Origin of the sequence: Streptomyces sp. UNOB3_S3 (genome assembly GCF_020740895.1) — a bacterium.
Taxonomy (GTDB): Bacteria; Actinomycetota; Actinomycetes; order Streptomycetales; family Streptomycetaceae; genus Streptomyces.
This window is the reverse complement of record NZ_JAILXP010000146.1, coordinates 1-16,867: the sequence shown is the minus strand read 5'-3', so window position 1 is coordinate 16,867 and position 16,867 is coordinate 1. Positions and strand designations below refer to the sequence as shown.

Annotated in this window: 22 protein-coding genes and 1 pseudogene; 2 read left to right on the top strand and 21 right to left on the bottom strand. The window is 69.8% G+C overall.

Annotated features, from left to right (window positions below; translation table 11 throughout):
* Positions 1-2: 2 nt before the first annotated feature.
* The 8 genes from K6I33_RS17645 to K6I33_RS17610 form a co-directional block, all read right to left on the bottom strand.
* The gene (locus K6I33_RS17645) at positions 3-1,616 is read right to left on the bottom strand and encodes a phage tail protein (RefSeq protein ID WP_229353246.1); all 1,614 of its coding nucleotides are present in this window, start codon (positions 1,614-1,616) and stop codon (positions 3-5) included.
* 40 nt (positions 1,617-1,656) lie between these two features.
* Positions 1,657-2,370: a hypothetical protein gene (locus K6I33_RS17640; protein WP_229353244.1), complete on the bottom strand. Its 714-nt coding sequence runs from the start codon at positions 2,368-2,370 to the stop codon at positions 1,657-1,659.
* Positions 2,370-3,482 carry a hypothetical protein gene (locus K6I33_RS17635; RefSeq protein ID WP_229353242.1) on the bottom strand — a complete coding sequence of 371 codons (1,113 nt, stop codon included), beginning with the start codon at positions 3,480-3,482 and terminating at the stop codon, positions 2,370-2,372. Before K6I33_RS17635 ends, K6I33_RS17640 begins: the two co-directional genes overlap by 1 nt.
* On the bottom strand, positions 3,479-4,588 hold the full coding sequence (locus tag K6I33_RS17630) for a hypothetical protein (RefSeq protein WP_229353240.1): 1,110 nt from the start codon (positions 4,586-4,588) through the stop codon (positions 3,479-3,481). Before K6I33_RS17630 ends, K6I33_RS17635 begins: the two co-directional genes overlap by 4 nt.
* 73 nt (positions 4,589-4,661) lie before the next feature.
* Complete coding sequence (locus K6I33_RS17625; RefSeq protein WP_229353238.1) at positions 4,662-5,597, bottom strand: phage tail domain-containing protein; 936 nt, start codon at positions 5,595-5,597, stop codon at positions 4,662-4,664.
* 73 nt (positions 5,598-5,670) lie between these two features.
* Entirely contained in the window at positions 5,671-6,858 is a 1,188-nt protein-coding gene (locus K6I33_RS17620) for a hypothetical protein (RefSeq protein WP_229353236.1), read from the bottom strand.
* Between the two features lie 40 nt (positions 6,859-6,898).
* Positions 6,899-7,969, bottom strand: coding sequence for a phage tail protein (locus K6I33_RS17615; protein WP_229353234.1), 1,071 nt, complete (start codon positions 7,967-7,969; stop codon positions 6,899-6,901).
* A gap of 35 nt (positions 7,970-8,004) precedes the next feature.
* Positions 8,005-8,571, bottom strand: coding sequence for a hypothetical protein (locus K6I33_RS17610; RefSeq protein WP_229353232.1), 567 nt, complete (start codon positions 8,569-8,571; stop codon positions 8,005-8,007).
* Between the two features lie 92 nt (positions 8,572-8,663).
* On the opposite strand from K6I33_RS17610, the gene K6I33_RS17605 reads away from it, so the two are divergent.
* Positions 8,664-9,074 carry a DUF3592 domain-containing protein gene (locus K6I33_RS17605; RefSeq protein WP_229353230.1) on the top strand — a complete coding sequence of 137 codons (411 nt, stop codon included), beginning with the start codon at positions 8,664-8,666 and terminating at the stop codon, positions 9,072-9,074.
* Between the two features lie 20 nt (positions 9,075-9,094).
* Here K6I33_RS17605 and K6I33_RS17600 read toward each other — a convergent pair whose 3' ends face one another.
* The 10 genes from K6I33_RS17600 to K6I33_RS17555 form a co-directional block, all read right to left on the bottom strand.
* On the bottom strand, positions 9,095-9,445 hold the full coding sequence (locus K6I33_RS17600; protein WP_229353228.1) for a hypothetical protein: 351 nt from the start codon (positions 9,443-9,445) through the stop codon (positions 9,095-9,097).
* A 65-nt stretch (positions 9,446-9,510) separates the two neighbouring features.
* Positions 9,511-9,801: a hypothetical protein gene (locus K6I33_RS17595; RefSeq protein ID WP_229353225.1), complete on the bottom strand. Its 291-nt coding sequence runs from the start codon at positions 9,799-9,801 to the stop codon at positions 9,511-9,513.
* Between the two features lie 111 nt (positions 9,802-9,912).
* Positions 9,913-10,503 (bottom strand): phage tail protein, encoded by a 591-nt coding sequence (locus tag K6I33_RS17590; protein ID WP_229353224.1) that lies wholly within the window; start codon positions 10,501-10,503, stop codon positions 9,913-9,915.
* 76 nt (positions 10,504-10,579) lie between these two features.
* Positions 10,580-10,987, bottom strand: coding sequence for a hypothetical protein (locus tag K6I33_RS17585; RefSeq protein WP_229353223.1), 408 nt, complete (start codon positions 10,985-10,987; stop codon positions 10,580-10,582).
* 8 nt (positions 10,988-10,995) lie between these two features.
* On the bottom strand, positions 10,996-11,892 hold the full coding sequence (locus tag K6I33_RS17580) for a hypothetical protein (RefSeq protein ID WP_229353217.1): 897 nt from the start codon (positions 11,890-11,892) through the stop codon (positions 10,996-10,998).
* Positions 11,893-12,024: 132 nt separating this feature from the next.
* On the bottom strand, positions 12,025-12,255 hold the full coding sequence (locus K6I33_RS17575; RefSeq protein ID WP_229353215.1) for a hypothetical protein: 231 nt from the start codon (positions 12,253-12,255) through the stop codon (positions 12,025-12,027).
* Between the two features lie 128 nt (positions 12,256-12,383).
* The gene (locus tag K6I33_RS17570; protein WP_229353213.1) at positions 12,384-13,271 is read right to left on the bottom strand and encodes a CHAP domain-containing protein; all 888 of its coding nucleotides are present in this window, start codon (positions 13,269-13,271) and stop codon (positions 12,384-12,386) included.
* Between the two features lie 273 nt (positions 13,272-13,544).
* Positions 13,545-13,943 (bottom strand): hypothetical protein, encoded by a 399-nt coding sequence (locus K6I33_RS17565; RefSeq protein ID WP_229353212.1) that lies wholly within the window; start codon positions 13,941-13,943, stop codon positions 13,545-13,547.
* Entirely contained in the window at positions 13,940-14,197 is a 258-nt protein-coding gene (locus tag K6I33_RS17560; protein WP_229353248.1) for a hypothetical protein, read from the bottom strand. The genes K6I33_RS17565 and K6I33_RS17560 overlap by 4 nt, the downstream gene beginning before the upstream one ends.
* A 231-nt stretch (positions 14,198-14,428) precedes the next feature.
* A complete protein-coding gene (locus K6I33_RS17555) occupies positions 14,429-15,118 on the bottom strand; it encodes a hypothetical protein (protein WP_229353211.1) in 690 nt (229 codons plus the stop codon).
* A 287-nt stretch (positions 15,119-15,405) separates the two neighbouring features.
* Between K6I33_RS17555 and K6I33_RS17550 the strand changes: the two genes are divergently transcribed.
* Positions 15,406-15,678 carry a hypothetical protein gene (locus K6I33_RS17550; RefSeq protein ID WP_229353210.1) on the top strand — a complete coding sequence of 91 codons (273 nt, stop codon included), beginning with the start codon at positions 15,406-15,408 and terminating at the stop codon, positions 15,676-15,678.
* 90 nt (positions 15,679-15,768) lie between these two features.
* Here K6I33_RS17550 and K6I33_RS17545 read toward each other — a convergent pair whose 3' ends face one another.
* The 3 genes and pseudogenes from K6I33_RS17545 to K6I33_RS17535 form a co-directional block, all read right to left on the bottom strand.
* Positions 15,769-15,990, bottom strand: a complete 222-nt coding sequence (locus tag K6I33_RS17545) for a hypothetical protein (RefSeq protein ID WP_229353209.1) — start codon at positions 15,988-15,990, stop codon at positions 15,769-15,771.
* A complete protein-coding gene (locus tag K6I33_RS17540) occupies positions 15,987-16,664 on the bottom strand; it encodes a hypothetical protein (RefSeq protein WP_229353208.1) in 678 nt (225 codons plus the stop codon). The genes K6I33_RS17545 and K6I33_RS17540 overlap by 4 nt, the downstream gene beginning before the upstream one ends.
* A pseudogene (locus K6I33_RS17535) lies at positions 16,661-16,867 on the bottom strand (hypothetical protein); the annotation flags it as partial. The gene K6I33_RS17540 and the pseudogene K6I33_RS17535, both read right to left, overlap by 4 nt.

Genomic DNA, 16,867 nt, shown 5'->3' with positions numbered 1-16,867 from the left:
GGTCAGGCCAGCGCGAACCAGTACCGGGTGCCCAGCGCCATGGTGCCGCCCGCCCAGTCGACGTCGGTGGGCAGCGCCGTGTTGCCCTTCGTGGGCGACATGACCGTGCGGGGGACGGTGCCGGGGCGGCCGAACCTGCCCGGGACGTCGTATCCGCCGTTGCCGGTCATGATCCGGGGCGCGTTGGCCGAGTTGGAGTAGTTGAGCAGCAGCGCGATGACGTAGATGCCGGGCTGGAGCGTCGCCGGGGCGCTCAGCGGCAGGAACGAGGTCATGCCGCCGATGTCGTGGGCCTCGGGGTAGACCATGCTGAGGTCGGCGGTCTGCGCGACCCGCTTGCCCGCGGCGTCGTAGAGCCCCGCGAACGATCCCGCCCCGATCCCGCCCGACGCGCCGGAGTAGCCGAGCGTGTGGGTGCAGATCTCCTTGACGGTGGCCGCCGAGCGGAGGACCACCGCGTTGTAGTAGATGCGTCCGCTCGCCGGGATGTCGCCGGGCGTCGACGAGTTGATCGGGCTCTTGCCGTCCCCCAGCCCCGGGTCGAACGTCCAGGCGAGGAAGCCCAGATCGGCCGGTACCCAGTCGTTGGCCCGCGCCACGCCGTCCACGTAGGACTTGCGGGCGAGGTGCTCCGGGGCGGTCGGGTCGGTCGTGGTGGAGGGCGCGGTGGTGAAGGTCTTCGCGCCCTCGACGGTCTGGGCTCCCGAGAGCAGGACCGACCGGCCGGCGGGCTCCGCGCGGACGTCGGCCGCGGTGAGGTCCACGACGCCGCTGCGGCCGTTGACGGACCGCACACCGGCGGCGCGCTCGTCGAGCGTGACCGTGGTGCCGTCGGGCTTGCGGTAGGCGAGGACGCCGCCGTTGGCGTACACCACGATGCCGTCGGTGGGCTTGCCCGTGGGCACGGCGGTGACGTTCTTGATGCCGAGCACGGCCTGGCCGCCGGCGCTGTCGGTGACGGACGCGCCGATCTGCACATTGCCGGTGAAGCGGGCGTCGGCGGTGGCGACGAGGCCACCGGCGGAGTCGATCCGGACGCGGCTGGCGCCCGTGGTGTCCTGCACGTCGACGGCGGGGCCGTCACCGGCTCCCCGGACGGTGAACGTGCCGGTGACCGTGCCCCCGGTGACCGGCAGCGCGCCCACGTCCTTGGCGGTGAGCCGGATCTCGGCCTCGGTGCGGCCGTTCACGGAGCGCACGGGCCCCGGGGCGCCGGCCGGGCCGGGCGGCCCGGGCGGGCCGGGGAGTCCGGCGACCGGGATGTAGTCGGGGGTGCCGGGATCGCTGGGGGCGATGTCGGCCAGGTCGGCCTTCGGGCGGGCGGCCGGCAGCAGGATCTTGTACGGGGCGCGGGCGGGCAGCCCCGACAGCTTCTCGGTGACGGTGTAGGCCCAGTTCGCGGGGTTCATGCCCGGCGCGTCGGTGGCGGGCAGCGTGACGTTGATCCGTCCGTCGGCGTCGAGGGGCGCGGAGACGATTCCGCCGAGCATGACGTCGCTCTCGCTGTGGGTGAGCAGCGGGGGCGGTTCGAAGGTGACGGTGCCGGTGAGGGCGTGGCCGTCTATGGAGAGGTAGTGGGCGGTGACGGTGACGGTGGGGATGGCACTGGGGAGCACGGGATATGTCTTCCTATGGCACAGGGATGTCTGACCGACTTCAGGACTGGACGCCGTACAAGGCGCGGGGTGAGCACCACACGGTGCTGTTGCTGTTGGCCGCGCGTGCCTGGACCTTGAAGGTGACGCGGGTGCCGAAGTCCAGGCCGAGGGGTTCGGTGAACCAGAGGCCGTCCTTCGAGGCCGCCCCGATCTGCCGGTCGTTGACGAGGAGACGCAGCTCGCCGCCGTTGCCGGCGGTGGCGATGGCGACGATGCAGTACAGCTTGGGATGCTGGGCGATGCCGTTGCCGTTGTAGAGGGTGGTCCAGCTGGTGGAGCGAGTGGACTCCCACTTGGTCGCGTCTTCCGGAGTGGGCATCGGGTAGGGGACGTACGGCTTGGCGAGGCCCTGGCCCATGGCGTCGTCGGCGACGACGACGTTGCCCTTGCGGTCGTAGACCTGGACGGGCTGGTCGGGCATGACCTTGGGGTCGCCCGTCCAGACGCTGATCGCGGCGGAGCCGTCGTCGCGCCGGACGACGAAACCCTGCTGGTACTGGCCGCCCTCGCGGTCGGGCGACACCCGCCCGACGTAGGCGAGGTCCTTGCCCTCGGGCGTGCGCACGGTCAGCGAGCCGCCGTCGCCGATGACGACCCGGCCGCCCTGGATCTCGTCCATCTTGGGCCGGGTGTTGGCGCTGCCCATCAGTGCGCGGACCTGGCGTTCCAGGTCGCGGATGCGGTCGAGGATGTCGAGGGGTATGGCGGCCATCAGAGTCCTTCCAGGTAGAGCTTGGCGGTCTCGGCTTTCGCGCGCTCGGGCGGCGAGACGGTCATGCCGACGACCCGGTAGCGGCCGTTGAGCCCTTCCGGGTGCCACAGGTCGGTGATGCGCAGCCGGACCGTGGCGCCGATGAGCGCCGGGGTCATCCGGCCGTCGATCCGGATGGTGACCTCGGGGATGAGCTGGGGGCGCCGGGAGCGGGCGAGTTCGGCGTCGGCGAGGCTGTTGAGCGTGGTGCGGTCGCTGATCGAGCTGTGGTCGGAGGTGCCTTCGAGGCGCGGCCAGCCGGCTTCCAGGTCCTCGATCGCGGTCTTCCGTTCCGACATCGACGGCACGGAGTCCGCGGCCTGGTTGCGGTTGGCCGAATCGCCGCGGGCCACCCAGACGTTGGACTGGAGGGTCGCGTCGCTCGGCAGGCTGTACGACAGCAGGGGGCCGGGCCGGTCCAGGACGATGTCCTGGGCGCCGACGTGGATCTTCGGGTGGCCGAGCTGGAGGCTCTTGACGCGCCGCGCGCTGACGGGGTCGCGGTAGCAGTGGACCCGCCACTCGAAGCCGTCCCGCTGGGCGGCGAGGCCGTCGAGGATCTCGCGGACCCGGGCGACGTCCGTGTAGGCGTAGTTCTGGGTCCGGCGGACGCCCGAGACCTCGCCGCCGTACTCGATGCCGATGTCGCCGCCGGGCTGTGCCTGGATGTGGTCGAAGAGGCCGCGGACGATGTCGAACTGGTCGACGTCCTTGCTCTCGAAGCCGCTCGACAGGATCCGGTGGTCGAGGTACGAGTCGAAGGTCCCGGCCTGGATCTCGGCCCTCATCCGGCCCTGCTCGTCGCCGGAGGGCGTGCAGGTCCAGAGGATGCCGCCCCACCAGATCTCGCCGCCGCGCTCCAGCCAGACCGCGGTGCGGCCGGGCTGGAGCGCGGACCGGGCCCGCTGGGCGAGCGCCCGGTCCGGCAGGGGCACCGTGGCGCGCAGCGATCCGGTCTTGCCGATGTAGTCGTCGAACTCGACGCCGGTCAGCGGCAGGGCGTCGACGACCTGGTCGGTGCGCAGATCGCAGAAGAGGGCGCGGTAGGCGGGCTGCTGGGGAGCCACGGTCACGCGCTCGCCTCGTAGAAGCCCGACACCGTGAACCAGTTGCCCTCGACGACGGTGTCCGGCCAGTCGCCGTCGACCCAGCCGCCGTCGACCTGGCCGGAGGACTTGTTGGCGGTCCAGCCGCAGGCGGAACCGTTGGGGTGCCGGCTGGCCTCCACGTAGCAGCCGCCGTGGTAGTAGCCGGAGCTGGTGCGGAACTTGAGGTTGCCGGACATGCTGGGGCCGGTGGGCCGGACCGGCAGGGAGATCCACCAGTTGCCGTTCCGGCCGGGGCCGCCCCAGTTGGAGGACGAGCCGATCCGGAGCGTGGCGGTGAAGTGCACGATCGACCCGTCGTGGAGGTACCGGCCGGTCAGCGAGCCGTTGTTGACCTTCGGCTGGGGCTCGTAGTCGCCGCCCCAGACCGGCGTGTAGTCCCGCCAGCCCGCCCGGGGCTCCGGGTACTGCTTCCACTGGGTGCCGTCCCAGCGCTCCAGGCTCGTACCGGTGTCGCGGTACTGGCCGACGTAGCCGCCGGGGAAGTTCTGGCCCCAGCCGCGCGGGATGATGCCGCCGACGGCGACGGTGGCCCGGCGCCGGTCGCGGACGGTGTCCCAGGGGATGCCGCCCTTGCCGGCGGAGGCCCCGGCGGGGACGGTGACCTCGGCGAGGGCGATGGCCGCGCGGGGCGTCGAGGGCACGGCGGGGTTGGTGCCGGGCACGCCCTGGATGATCTCCACGACGGCCTCGGTGCGGTTGGAGGTGTCCTGCTGGGCGTCGTAGACGCGCAGCACGACGAGGTCCACACGGGGGTTGTTCGGGTCGCCGTCGGCGAAGGTGAGGAGGGTGTAGTCGGTCACCACGACCGGGTAGGAGCCGGCCGGCTCGGCGCCCTGCACGACGGCGCGGCCCGGCGCGACCTTGCCGGTCATGCCGACCTGGTCGCCGAAGACATACAGGCCGTCCATGGCGTACCGGCCGCTCTGGGAGCCGGGGATCACACCGTCCCGCGTGGCCAGCACGCCCTGCGGGGCCATGGTGCCGAGCGGGGCGAGCCGGGTGTCGACGCGGGACTGGCCCCCGCCGGCGTCGGTGCGGTTGAGCAGCCATGCGCTGCGGACGTTGTTCATCTCGTCCTCCGAGGAAGGTGGTGGGGAAAGGCGGCGGTGTCTCGCTGGCCGGGAAGGGCGGCGGGGCGGTGGATCACCAGTGGGCGTTGCGCCAGCGGACGGTCACCGAGGCGCGCGGGTCGGTCGAGTCGGGGCCGGCGCGGAAGGCCAGCGAGGTGTCGCCCGGCTCCAGTTGGAACAGCTGCTCCGGGGTGGAGCGGGAGGTGGCGGTGTAGAGCCGGGACGCGGTGCCGTTGAGCAGGACCGTTCCGTCCGTGGTGTCGACGGTCAGCACATCGGCCTCGGCGAGCTGGATGTCGTACTCCAGCTGCTGTCCGTCGCCGAGCCGGGTGAGGGACGGGAGGTTGACCGGGCCGCGGAACTCGATCACGGGGCTGACGGGGGCGTCGCCCTCGTTCACCACCGTGACCACTCCGGTGCTGCCGGCGTCGCCCCACTCCAGCGGCCACTCCAGGCCGCCGTCGGGCTGCCACAGCAGACCGGGCTCGGAGGCGGGGAGGGCCGTCCGGCCCCGCTGTTCGACGATGCCGAGCCGGCGGGGATCGGTGCACAGCCACTGGATGGAGACGGACGCGATGCCGTGGGTGACATAGGTGCGGTCCGTCGGGACGACGCGGCGGTCGACGCGCGCCCGGCAGGCGAGGGTCTGGCCGTGGAGGCGCACGGCGAGCCACTGCTCGCCGCTGTGCACGGCCGTGGCGGCGCGGAACGCCCGGGTGACGGCCTGGGCCTGGTCGGGGCGGTCGGGCAGCAGCCAGACGGTCGCGGAGACCGTCCGCGGCTTGGCCCACTGGGCGCCGGGCCAGGAGCCGTGCTGGTCGGGCCGGGGCACGTCCGCCGAGTCCAGCTCCGGCAGGTCGTCCCAGCCGGTCAGGCCCTTGGCGTCGATCTGGTAGGGCGTCCCGGGGCCCATGAGAAGCCCGGCCCACTCGATCTGCCCGTCCTGGGTGATCTGTGAGCCGGGGGGAGCGGTGGCGGTCGCGGTGTCGAGTTGTGTCGCTGTGGGCATGGGTGGGCCTCACCTCCGTGTGTATGGGTCCGTCTGCGCGGCTGTGGGTGTGGGCGCCGGCTCGGCCGCGGGCTCAGGCGCGGACGGCGTGGGCTTCGGCGAGAAAGAGCAGGTCCGAGGCGATGGCGTGGGCGCCGCGGCCCTCGGGCTCGTGGTAGGCGCCGATGCGGGTTCCCGCCCGCGCGGGGGCGGTGCGCCGGGCGGCCTCGGCCGTGCGGGCCAGCAACTGGTCGAGCTTCGGCAGGGGCAGTACGGCCTCGGCCTCACCGGCCTCGGCGAGGATCACGGGGACGCCGCCGTCACGGGGGCTGACGACGCCGCCCTCGGCGAGCATCGGGATCTTCGGGAGGTCGACGCCGAAGTGCTTGCCGAGGAAGTTGAAGCTGAGGCTGTTGAGGCCGTCGATGACCCAGTTGGCGAAGGCGATGAGCCCGTTGAGGGGGCCCTTGACGACGCCGGTGACCATCTGGAATCCGGTCCGGAGGAAGTCGCCCATGCCGTGGAGGGCCTTCTCCATCGCGGAGGTGACCTTCCCGAAGCCGCCGGGGATGTCCTTGGTGACCCACTTGACCACCGGCTTGACGACGCTTTCGAGCGTCTTCCAGACGCCCTTGATCACGGCGAGATAGCCGGTGATCACCGGGACGATGACGGTCAGGGCGGTGGTGAAGTACGTCTCGACGAGCCCGAAGACCATCTCCATGACCTGCTGCCCGAGCTCCGAGTTCAGCGCGAAGTCGATGAGCTCGGTGGCGAAGGGGGCGAGGAGGGAGAGGACGAGGACGAACGGGTTCGTCTTCATCACGAGGTTGACGGCCTGCATGATGCCGCCGGCCAGTTTGAGTTTGCCGCCGAGGATCCCGGTGAACTTGCCGAGGATTCCGGCGCTCTTGCCGGTGCGGGCGATGGACTTGCCGGAGGCGGCGGCCTGGCGGTTGATGTTCTTCAGCAGGCGGGCGGACTGCTGGGCGCCGGTTTTCGTCTTCAGCAGGCCGGAGTGGGCGGTGCCGGCCTGTCGGCCGACGGCCAGTGCGGCACGGCCGGCGGCGTTGGCGTTTGTACCGAACTGCCGGGCCTCCTTGCCGGCCTGGCCGGTGGACGTCCTGATGCGGTCGGCGGCCCGGGCGGCGTTCCTGACCCCGTTCTGGACGGTGCGGACGGAACGGGCCGCCTGGCCGAGCGCCGAGCCGAAGTTGCGGAACGCGCCGGCGGAGTTGGCGAGCGGATTTCTGGGGAGCGCTGCTGCTGCGGCGGCGGCCATGCGGGGTTCCTCCTTCTGGTCGGTGGGCCTGGCCGCGGGCCTAGCCGCGGGCCTTCGCGAGGAACATCAGCGCTCGGGCGGTGTCGCGGGGGGTGGAGGACGAGGTGGCGTAGTAGTTCTCGATGTGGAACCCGGCGGTGCCGCCACTTGTACTGGCGCCGGCCGCCTTGAGCCGTGCCTCGACCGCGGTGCGGGTCAGCAGCCGGTCGAGCTTCGACAGCGGCATGACCGCCTCGTGCTCGCCCGCCTCGGCGACGATCGCCGGCACACCGCCGCTGCGGGGCGCGACGACACCGCCCTCCGCGAGCATCGGGATCCGGGGGATGCTGACGCCGAAGGTCTTGCCGCCGACGAGCGGCACCCAGCCGGGGATGGAGACCTTGATGCCGTTCAGGGCGCCGATCGCCGAGTTGATGAGGCTGATGACGCCGTTGAGCGGGTACTTGACGGCGGAGAGGATGCCGCTGAACACGGTTCCGGCGAAGGAGGACAACCCGCCCCAGGCGCTGGACAGGGCGTCCTTGACGGTGTTGAACGCGCCGGGGATGGCGGAGCCGATCCACAGGGCGATGGGCAGGATGGCCGCCTTGATGCCGTCCCAGACCTTCGAGATGATCTTGCCGGTGGCCTTCATCAGCGGGCCGATGGCCTTCATGACGGTGTCGACGACCTTGCCGATGACGTCGAAGGCGACCTTCATGATCTTCTGCATCGCCTTCGACTTGGACGCCATGGCGACGACCTTCTCGATGAGCGGTGCGAAGAGTTCGAGCAACATCCCGATGACGTTGCCCTTCATGGCCTTGTTGAGCCCCTTGAACCCGCCGTCGGCCTTCTTCAGCCCGCCCTGGAACTTCCCCATGGACGTACCGCCCTTGCCGGCCTCCTTCCCGGCCTTGGCGACCGACCGGGCCGCCTGGTCGGCGGCGGTCTTCATGCCCTTGAGCTCACGGGTGGACTGCTTGGCGGAGTTCTTGATCCTGCCGACGTTGGTATTGGCGGTGCCGGCGTTACGACCGAGCGTGCCGGCGGCTCGGCCGGCGGCGTCGATGTTGGTTCTGAATCCTCGGGCGGCGCCGCCGGCGCGGCCGAGGGACTGCACTAGAGACATGTTTTATCCATTCGCGCTGTGATTAACGCGGTTGATTAACCCAGCGCACGCACCAGGTTGGCGACGCGCAATTCAAGGTCGTGAATCCGCGCCGAGTCGTTGCCGCCGGACGGGAATGTGTCACCGTGGCGTACGTTCTGTCTGGTGACATTCTGGCGCGTTCGCACCTCCCGCATCTTCCGCTCCAGCGGATCGATGCGTTTATTGGCGTTTCTGAGCCCCCTCGTGAGCCTTTCGATGTCCTCCATGGTCGGAGTCTGGGCCGGAGTGGCTTTCTTCCACAGCAGGCCCCAGTCGGTCCGCTTGATATTGAGTTTTTTCTCGAGGAAGTACTCGATGGTCTTGCCGCCGTCGAAGATCGTCGGTATCAGCGTCGCCTTGATGATGCTCAGCGTCTTCGTGACGACAATGAATTCAATGATCTCTTTCCAGGTGACCTTCCATTCCTTGGAGTCGGTCTCCCCGGGGACGAGCTTATTGGGGTCGTCGGCCTTGAACCCCTTGTTGTCGCTCTTGTCCTGCTTCTTTTCGAGCTCTTTCTTGTCTGCCTTCTGGCCTATCTCTGCTTCGAGTTTGCTAAGGCGCTCTTCCGCTGTGGACATCTGGCCTCCTGTTTCGTGCTGCGTTGACCGAAGCTCCGCCTGGGGCCTAGGCTGCCTGATGATCTGATCAAGGTTTGATGGAAGGTGGGGGTATGACGGTTGCCATCAATGCGTCGGGGATATCCGAGGCCGCTTTTTGGATAGTGCTCCTCTGGGGGGCCTGCTGGGTATCTCTCGGCTTGGCTCTTGTGGTTTCCGATATGCGGGCTCACCGCCGTGGCGTCACTGTCTCCGCGCGCTGCAAATTCGTTAACAGGCGCCCTGGCGGAGAGGTGAGGCACTTGCTTCACCGAAACCCTGTCGGCGATGAGGAGAAAGAAGTTCTGCTCCTGTCCGACAGGGTTGTCGTCAAGGAGGGCCGGGATGTGACGATAACCTACGACCCCAAGGACCCCGGGCGCATTTTCGTCGGCGAAGAGCTCCCGAGGATCCCTCACCTGAAGGCCGCTTGTTTCTTTGTCGCTCTCGGCCTGTCGGCGTTTATTTGGGGCCCGCTCATATGATCCGGAATTCGTACGCTTGGTCAGCCGAAGAAGCTTGCCAGCTGATTGCTGCTGGGCGCACCTGTCGATGACTCGCGTGCCGCCTGGCGCGGCTCGGCCGATTCGGAATCGGCTTCCCGGGAGCCCGGCCTGGACACCGGCTCCGGATAGTCCAGCGGCTCCGCGTCCTCGCCGCTGTTGATCGTGGCGGTCATCCAGTTGGAGACGGCCGTGTGGTCGACCAGCGCTGCCAGCAGATGTGTCGACGCGTCCCACTCCACGGCCTCCCCGTGAAGGTCACGGTTCACCGCGCTGTCGCGTGGCATGTGCTTGACCAGCACCGCGAGCCGCCTCGAAGAGAGCGTTCCGCGGTGCCAGTCCAGCAGGTCCACGCCGTAGTGCCGCAGCAGATCGGCTTCCAGAGCCTCGGCGTGTTCGGCTACGAACGCGTCGAGGCTCAGTCTTCCCCCAGGCCGAGCCCGGTCTCCTGGCCGTAGGCCTCCAGGATCGCGGCGATGTCCTGCATCGTCAGGTCGTGCTCGACCAGGCGCGCGAACTGCTCCTTGCCCAGCAGCAGGCCCAGCAGGCCGTCGACGTCGTTGTCGTCGAGCTCGCGCAGGGCGCGGGCGGTGCGGTGGCCGATCTCGGTGGGGAGCTCGAAGGTGTCGCCGTCCAGCTGGAAGGACCACGCCTTGCCGTGGGCCTCCAGGCGCTGGGCGCGGGCCGCGTTGACATCGAAAGCGGGCATGTACTGCTCCTAGGGATGAGGGAAAGCGGTGGGGGAGGGGCGGGCGCCGCCCCGGTGACGGGGGCGAAGGCGGGGCGGCGCCCGCTATTCAGGTGGTTCGGGTGGTCCGGGTTACTTGGCCGGCGCGCCCGTCGGGGCGAACGACTTGTCCTTCATCAGCCACGTCGCCAGCGACGCACCCGGCTTCGCCGCCATCGCCGTGAAGGTGACGCCCAGCTTCACCGCGCCCTTGCGGTTGAGGTCCACGTCATCGCTGACCGTGACCACACCGCGCGGGATGACGAAGCGGTAGCGGACGTCGGTGCCGTCGGTGAACTCGACGCCGAGCGCGCGCTCGTCCTCGCCCTGGTCGCTCTGGATCTCGTACTTGTACAGGCCCGAGTTCGGGGCGGTCTCGACGACCTCGCCGCCGCCGAAGAAGAACGGCAGGGTGTCCTCGTTCAGCTGGAGCATGCCGAACTTCACGGTGAGCTCGCGCTCGGTGTAGATCGTGCGGGCCGGGGTGAGGGACTGCCAGGTGTCGATGTTGGCGGTCTTGCCCTTGCGGCCGAACTTCACACCGTCGGTGCTGGTGTAGCCCAGGTCGTGCCAGGCGTCGCTCCAGGGGGCGTCGGTGGTGGCGGGGGCTTCGGTGCCGGGCTTGGCGAGGAGGATGCGGCCGGTGCCGGCAACGCGGATCTCGCTCGGGTTCATTCCGGACATGGGTTCTCCTTGGGAGGCGAAGGGAAAGGCCCCACCGGTGTGCCGGCAGGGCCTGTGAGGCGGAAGGAAGTTGCGGTTACGCGGGGCGGAGTGAGAAGCGCACCGTGGTGAGGTAGCGGTTGCCCGCCGGGCGGTTGTAGTCCGGCAGCCAGCGAACGGCCTCGGTCTCGACGACGTCGGTGACGACCGCGGAACCGTGGACGGTGCCGCGGAGCTGGAGGAGCGCGGCGCGGACGGCCAGCGATATGGAGTGCGCGGTGGTCTTGTCCGGCCCGTACACCTCCAGCTCGACGAGGGGGGTGTCGAGGTGGAGGTCGTCGATCCAGGCGCCGCCGGTCCGGGAGACCAGGACGGCCTTCTGGGTGCCGTTGAAGTCGGCCGGCGGGCGGTTGTCGACCTTGACCTCGGCCAGCTCGGGCCGGTTCTTGAGGTTGTCGACGATGAGGCGTTCCACGTCGGGGAACGTCAGCAGGGCCTCGTTCATCTGGGCTCCTAGGCGGGGCGCGGCCAGTAGTTGGCCTGGACCTCGGCGTAGGTGACCTTGCCGTCGGTGTCGCCGTTGATGACCTCGATGGTCCATACGACGTGGTTGCCGGGGTCGCAGACGCCGCCGGCGCGGGTCTGGGTGATGTAGGTGTTGCCGGTCGTGGCGAGGGCCTCCTCGATGGGGCCCTCCTTGACGACGTCGCCCTTGGCGTTGATCTCCAGGAAGCGGGTCTGGATGGTGATGCCGGGGGCGATGCCGGCGATGGTGGCGGCGGCGGTGGCGATGTAGTCGGAGTTGCCGGTGATGAAGGCGGGGCCGCCCTTGTCGGGGTGCTGGTCGCCGCCGTCGGAGTACTCGTCCTCGAACGGGATCTGGGTGACCGTGTTCCGCTTGAGGGGCAGCTCGGACTTCCGGGCGAGGCTGACGCGCTTCGGGGCCTCGTCGTCGGCGCCCCCGTTCACCAGCTCGGCGATCAGCTCGGCGGCCGACTGCTCGTGCTTGGCGTAGGCGTTGGGGAACGCGCTGACCTGCACGGCCTGGGCCACCTGCGTGAGCGGCGTCGACGTCAGGTAGTTGGCGCCGAACTTGCCGGGGCAGATGTTCTTCATCTCGGAGAAGAACTTCCACGAGGTCCAGTGCGGGTCGAGCCGCTGTGCGCGCGTGCCCCACCAGTCCTGCTGCTGGAACATGCCGATGCTCGTCGCGTCGCCGTAGTCGAGGTTCCGCATGCCCGACTCCTGGAGCGCGGTGGCGACGCCGACGACCGCTCCGCGGTAGCCGAGGCCGGCCTTGAGCGCCTCCTCCAGGATCGCGGTGGCGTTGCTCCGCTGGGTGGGGTCGAACTTCCACTTGTCCTGCGGGGAAGAGAGCTTGTACGGCAGAAGGTCACTGACTGCGACCATGATGATGGTGTCCTTTCTGGTGGTGAGGTCAGGTGGGGAGCCCCTGGGTGCGCCTCGGGGAGCGCCGCCGAGGCCCCGGCCCGGGCGGGCCGAGCAGCTTCGCCACCAGTGCCGGCCCATCCAGGAGGCTGCTCAGCGCAGGTCGTGGCCCTTGCGCTCCTCGCTGAGGACGGCGAGGTTGACGCGCTCGAACCGCTCCGGGATCGCGGCGTACGCGGCGTCGAGCACAGCGTGGAAGACACGGGTGTGCTCTTCCGCCGTAAGCCCTCCGTAGCTGTCGGCGGGCGTGAGCATGGAGACCTCAATGGCGGGCACGGAGAAATCGCCCCGGCCGATGCGGAAAGTGCCGCGTGCTTCGTACATGGGGAGGGAATGCCTTTCGGATGGGGCCTTCAGGACCCTTGAGGCCCTGGGCGCGAAGCCCCGCACGCTTCCGCGTGTTTTCGCGTGCGGGGCTTCGCCAATCACCGGTGCCGGTCGGATAAAGCCGATCAGGCGGGGCGCGGCCAGTAGTTGGCCTGGACCTCGGCGTAGGTGACCTTGCCGTCGGTGTCGCCGTTGATGACCTCGATGGTCCACACGACGTGGTTGCCCGGGTCGCAGACGCCACCGGCGCGGGTCTGGGTGACGTAGGTGTTGCCGGTCGTCGCCAGGGCCTCCTCGATCGGGCCCTCCTTCACGACGTCGCCCTTGGCGTTGACCTCCAGGAAGCGGGTCTGGATGGTGATGCCCGGCGCGATGCCGGCGATGGTGGCAGCGGCGGTGGCGATGTAGTCGGAGTTACCGGTGATGAACGCCGGGCCGCCCTTGTCGGGGTGCTGGTCGCCACCGTCGGAGTACTCGTCGTCGAACGGGATCTGCGTAACGGTGTTGCGCTTCAGGGCAACTTCGGTCTTACGGGCAAGGCTCACGCGCTTCGGCATGTCAAGGTCCTCATCATTCTTGTAGGTGGGGTGGCCGTATCCGTAGATACGGGGGTTGCTGCGGCTGATGCGGCGGCGGTAGACGCCGTCGCCGTTCGACGAACCGTCGTTGTTGGTGTTGCCGCCGATGGTGACGATCTCGGAGTCGGTGAACGACTCGACCATCTCGACGTGGTCCTGGCCCTCGGTTCCGTAGAACACGATCGCGCCGACGGAGGGAGTCCGGCTCCACAGGTCGCGGGCCTTGAACCAGGCGACGCCGTTGGGGCAGTAGGCGAACTTCGGGATGATGTCGTCGTTGTCCGTCTTCCAGGCGCAGTACGACACGAACATCGCGCACCACGGCTCGTTGTTCATGGGGTACCAACGGCCGAACATGTTGTCGTTGTTCGCGCCTTCCTTGTAGCCGATGTGCTTGGCGGCTTCGTCAAGCAGGGCCTTGGCGGTATTGGCCATCTCTGTGATTGCCCCCTTTCTTTTCTTGGTGGTTGGCGGGTGAGGAAGAAAGGCGTCGAACGGCGCGGCGCGTCGGTCGTGTTCGGGGCCACGCAAACGGCCCCCGTCCCCTTTCGGGGCGGGGGCCGTTGTCATGCGGCACGCGGAAGTGGTCGTCGCCGGCCGTTCAACGCGAAGCGGCGGGCCGCGCCCTTGTCGTGGGCACAGCTCCGCCGCTGCATCTATTGTGAACGAGATCGCGCGCGAGCGCAACAAGAAGTTTCGAGCGCGCAATCAGGTGTGGTCGGGAGGTGGTGGGCCGAGGTCCAGGGTCCGGACGGGCTGCCCCTTCCAGCGATCCGGGTCGGCGGTGGCGACGATCGCGCCGTCGGGCCGGTCGAGGGCGGGCTGGGCCGTGTAGCGCGTGTGCGCCTCGGCCCAGGTGTCCTCGTGTGCCACGGCGAGGACGGCGGGTAGATCCAGAGGGATCACGGTGACCCCCGGTAGGGCGGCGATGTGCTCGGCGGTGCCGGGGCGGCGACGGTCGGCTTCGACCAGCGCGCAGGCCGGTGCGTACAGAAACCAGCCCGGTTCGGCGTGCGCCCGATGGATCAGGCGGGAGGCCAGGATGTTGCCCTGGCCTGCCGCGATCATGGCTGAGTCGTCCAGGATGATGTGCAGGCTGTCGGTCACCGGGCTGTCGCCTCGGCCAGGCGTCGGTCGAGTTCGGCGTCCAGGGCGGCCTGTTCGGCCGTGCTGGGGGCGTAGCCGTTCCACTGCCGGAGCACCTTGCGGGCCCGCTCGGCCCGTTCGGCCCGCTCGGCCGGGGTGAGGAGGGTGTCGGCGAGGTGGGCGAGATAGGCGCGGAGGGACAAGCCTTCGGCCGCCGCTATTTCGGCGAGTCGATCGCGGGCGTCGGTGGGGATGCGGATGTTGGCGTCGGCCATGGTGGCGCTCCTTCCGGTCACCCGCGAAGGGTATGGGTACGTACCCGTACCCGTCAATGGTCGGCGATTCGCTTGGGCTCATCGTCCGCCCTGACACGCAGGACCTTTGTGGTGACTTGCCGCCGGTAGGCGAGCGCATCGCTCATCGCCGCGACCGGCGCGGGTGGGCGATGAGCGACCAGATCACCCTGCCGGCAAACCCGCGCACGGACACATTGGGGATTGCCCCGCTCACTGCCCCAGCCACACGGTCGCGTCGCGGATCTCGGCGATTCCGGCCTCGACCTCGTGGTACCAGTCCATCACCGTCCGGCCCGGCTGGAGTTCCACGCGGCCCGCGTCCAGTTCGTGGAGGCGGTCGCCGAGGGAGTGGAGGCGGGCCTCCAGGGCGAACTTGCCCGGGGCCGTGGGGCCGGTCCAGGCGAGTTCGGCGGAGGCCGCGGCGAAGGCGGCGTGGGCGCGTTGCTGGATCGGGGCGATCTTGTCGCGGAGTTCCCGGAGGCTCCGCTGGAGGTCGCCGAGGTTCTCCATGAGGGAGTGCATCGCCTCCATCGTGGGGACGGCCTGGCGGGCGAACTCCGCGAAGAAGTCGACCGCCGGCTCCATGTCGTCGATGTCGGCGTGCCCGACGCCGTCGCGCCAGGCGGCGCGCATCTCCTCGTACTCGGTGATCCGGTCCTCGTGCTCGCCCCAGAGCCGTTCGACGCCGTCCAGGACCTCCGCGCGGACCGACTTCGCCGGGAGGCCGTCACCCTGGCCGAGCAGCTCCTCGACACGGTCGCGCGCGCCGCACAGGCTCCCGTACGCGCCCAGGAGGATCCGGTGGGTGTCGTCCGCCGTCTCCATCAGGCCGGCCAAGGACTCGCGGGTCTCCGCCAGCATCACGTCGTAGACCCGCTGGGCCCGTCTCCGTCCCCACATGCCTGCCCCCACCCGTCCCCTTAATCCCCTACCGGCCAGTGCGTCGCACACGTCACACTTGGGAGTGATCTTATGTTCGACCGGACGCCCTCCGGGAGATATCGCGAGGTCCGGTGCTGAGGGGACGAGGTGTCAGACCGTCGGGATAGATTAATGGGCGATCGCGCACACTCCTGGCCATCTCACGACAGATACTCAGGAGGTGTCACGGAAGGGCAAATGAGTCGGCGGAAAGCACCTGGGGGTGGCATGAGCGAGCAAATCGTGGTCTGCGGGGGGACCACGTGGTGAGCGCGCGCAGTGATCTGCTCACGGACGTCGTGGCCGCCACCGTCGAGGTCGCCGCCGAGTCGGGGCAGTCGGGGCTCTTCACCGACGAGGTCGCCCGGGCGCTGACCGCCGTCGTCGGCAAGATAGCCGGGAAGACCGTCGAGGAGGCCGAGGTCAGCGGCTTCGTCAACGGCTGGCAGGAAGCCATCGACGCCATGGGCCAGAAGCGCAAGGACGCCGCCGGCGCTCAGGTGTACCGCATCGGCTCGTACGACATGACTGACGTCTGACAGAGGGCGTTCAGCAGCACTGTGCCCCGCGGCTCTTCCGAGTCGCGGGGCACAGGCCTGTGTGGGGCCTCTTTTGATGAGGTGTCCCCTCTATATAGAGGGCGTCGCGCGCCCCTCGCGTCGTTCGTGCGCCCGGCGCGTGGCGCGCTCCGCCGCGAAGACGTCCTCCAGGCGGAAGAGGTTCGCCCTGCCGCGGTGGCCCGCCGGGGTCAGATGCCCCAGCTGGACCCACTTGCGGATGGTGTCCGGCGCCACCGCCACCTCGTCGGCGGCCAGTCGCGCCGTCACCAGCGTCGTCGAAGTCGTCGTCATCGGTTCGAGCCCTCCTCGTATCCGTCCTCGTCCTGCGCCGCCGCCATCTCCGCCAGGTCGCCCTCCGTCGCCTCCGCCAGCCGCGGCCACTCGGCGCGCGCCCAGGAGTGCCGGTGGCCGCGGTCCGTACGGCAGGCGCAGGCGGGGTCCGCGCAGCGGCAGCCGGGGTTGACGCAGAGGACCGTCTCGCGGTGCGGGAAGACGCGCAGGGAGACGGAGTCGCAGTGCGGGCAGCGGCCGCGTACGCGTACGGGCGTCTCGGCGTCGCCCAGTGCGAGGGAGCAGCGCCGGGCCATCCGGCGGGCCTCGGTCCGTACGTGCTCGGCGAGCACCGGGTCGGGGCGCCCGGCGACGTGGTCCAGCAGGACGATCAGGCGGGTCAGCCGCTCCTCCACGCCGGCGCGTCGCGGCCGGGGGAGGCGCAGCTTCTCGCAGACCGCCTCCTCCAGCTCCACCACTCCGTCGGTGATGTCACGGATGGTGTCGGAGATGAACAGGCGGATGGGCGCCGACGGGGCCGTACGGGTGGTGCGGCCGCCGGAGGAGGGGCGGGCGGCGCGGCTCGGGGCGAGCTCCCGGCCCAGCTCGGGGAACTGGCGGAGCAGGATGCCCAGCCATACGGCCGCGCGGTCGTGGTCGGGACGGCTCGCGGTGGGCGTGTGCGCGGTGGTCATGACAGCTCCTCCGGGTGCGGGACGGTCGGGGTGGCGGTGGTGAGGCCCGCCTCCGCCGCCAGCGCCTCGGGGATCCGGGCCTCCTTGCCGTTGCGCCACAGGCGGCCCCCGCACACCCCGTCGAACCAGCTCTCCCGCGGTGCCACCGCCTCCAGGCAGTAGCGGGGCACGGGGCAGCCGGCGCAGGCCCGCAGGGCGGGGAG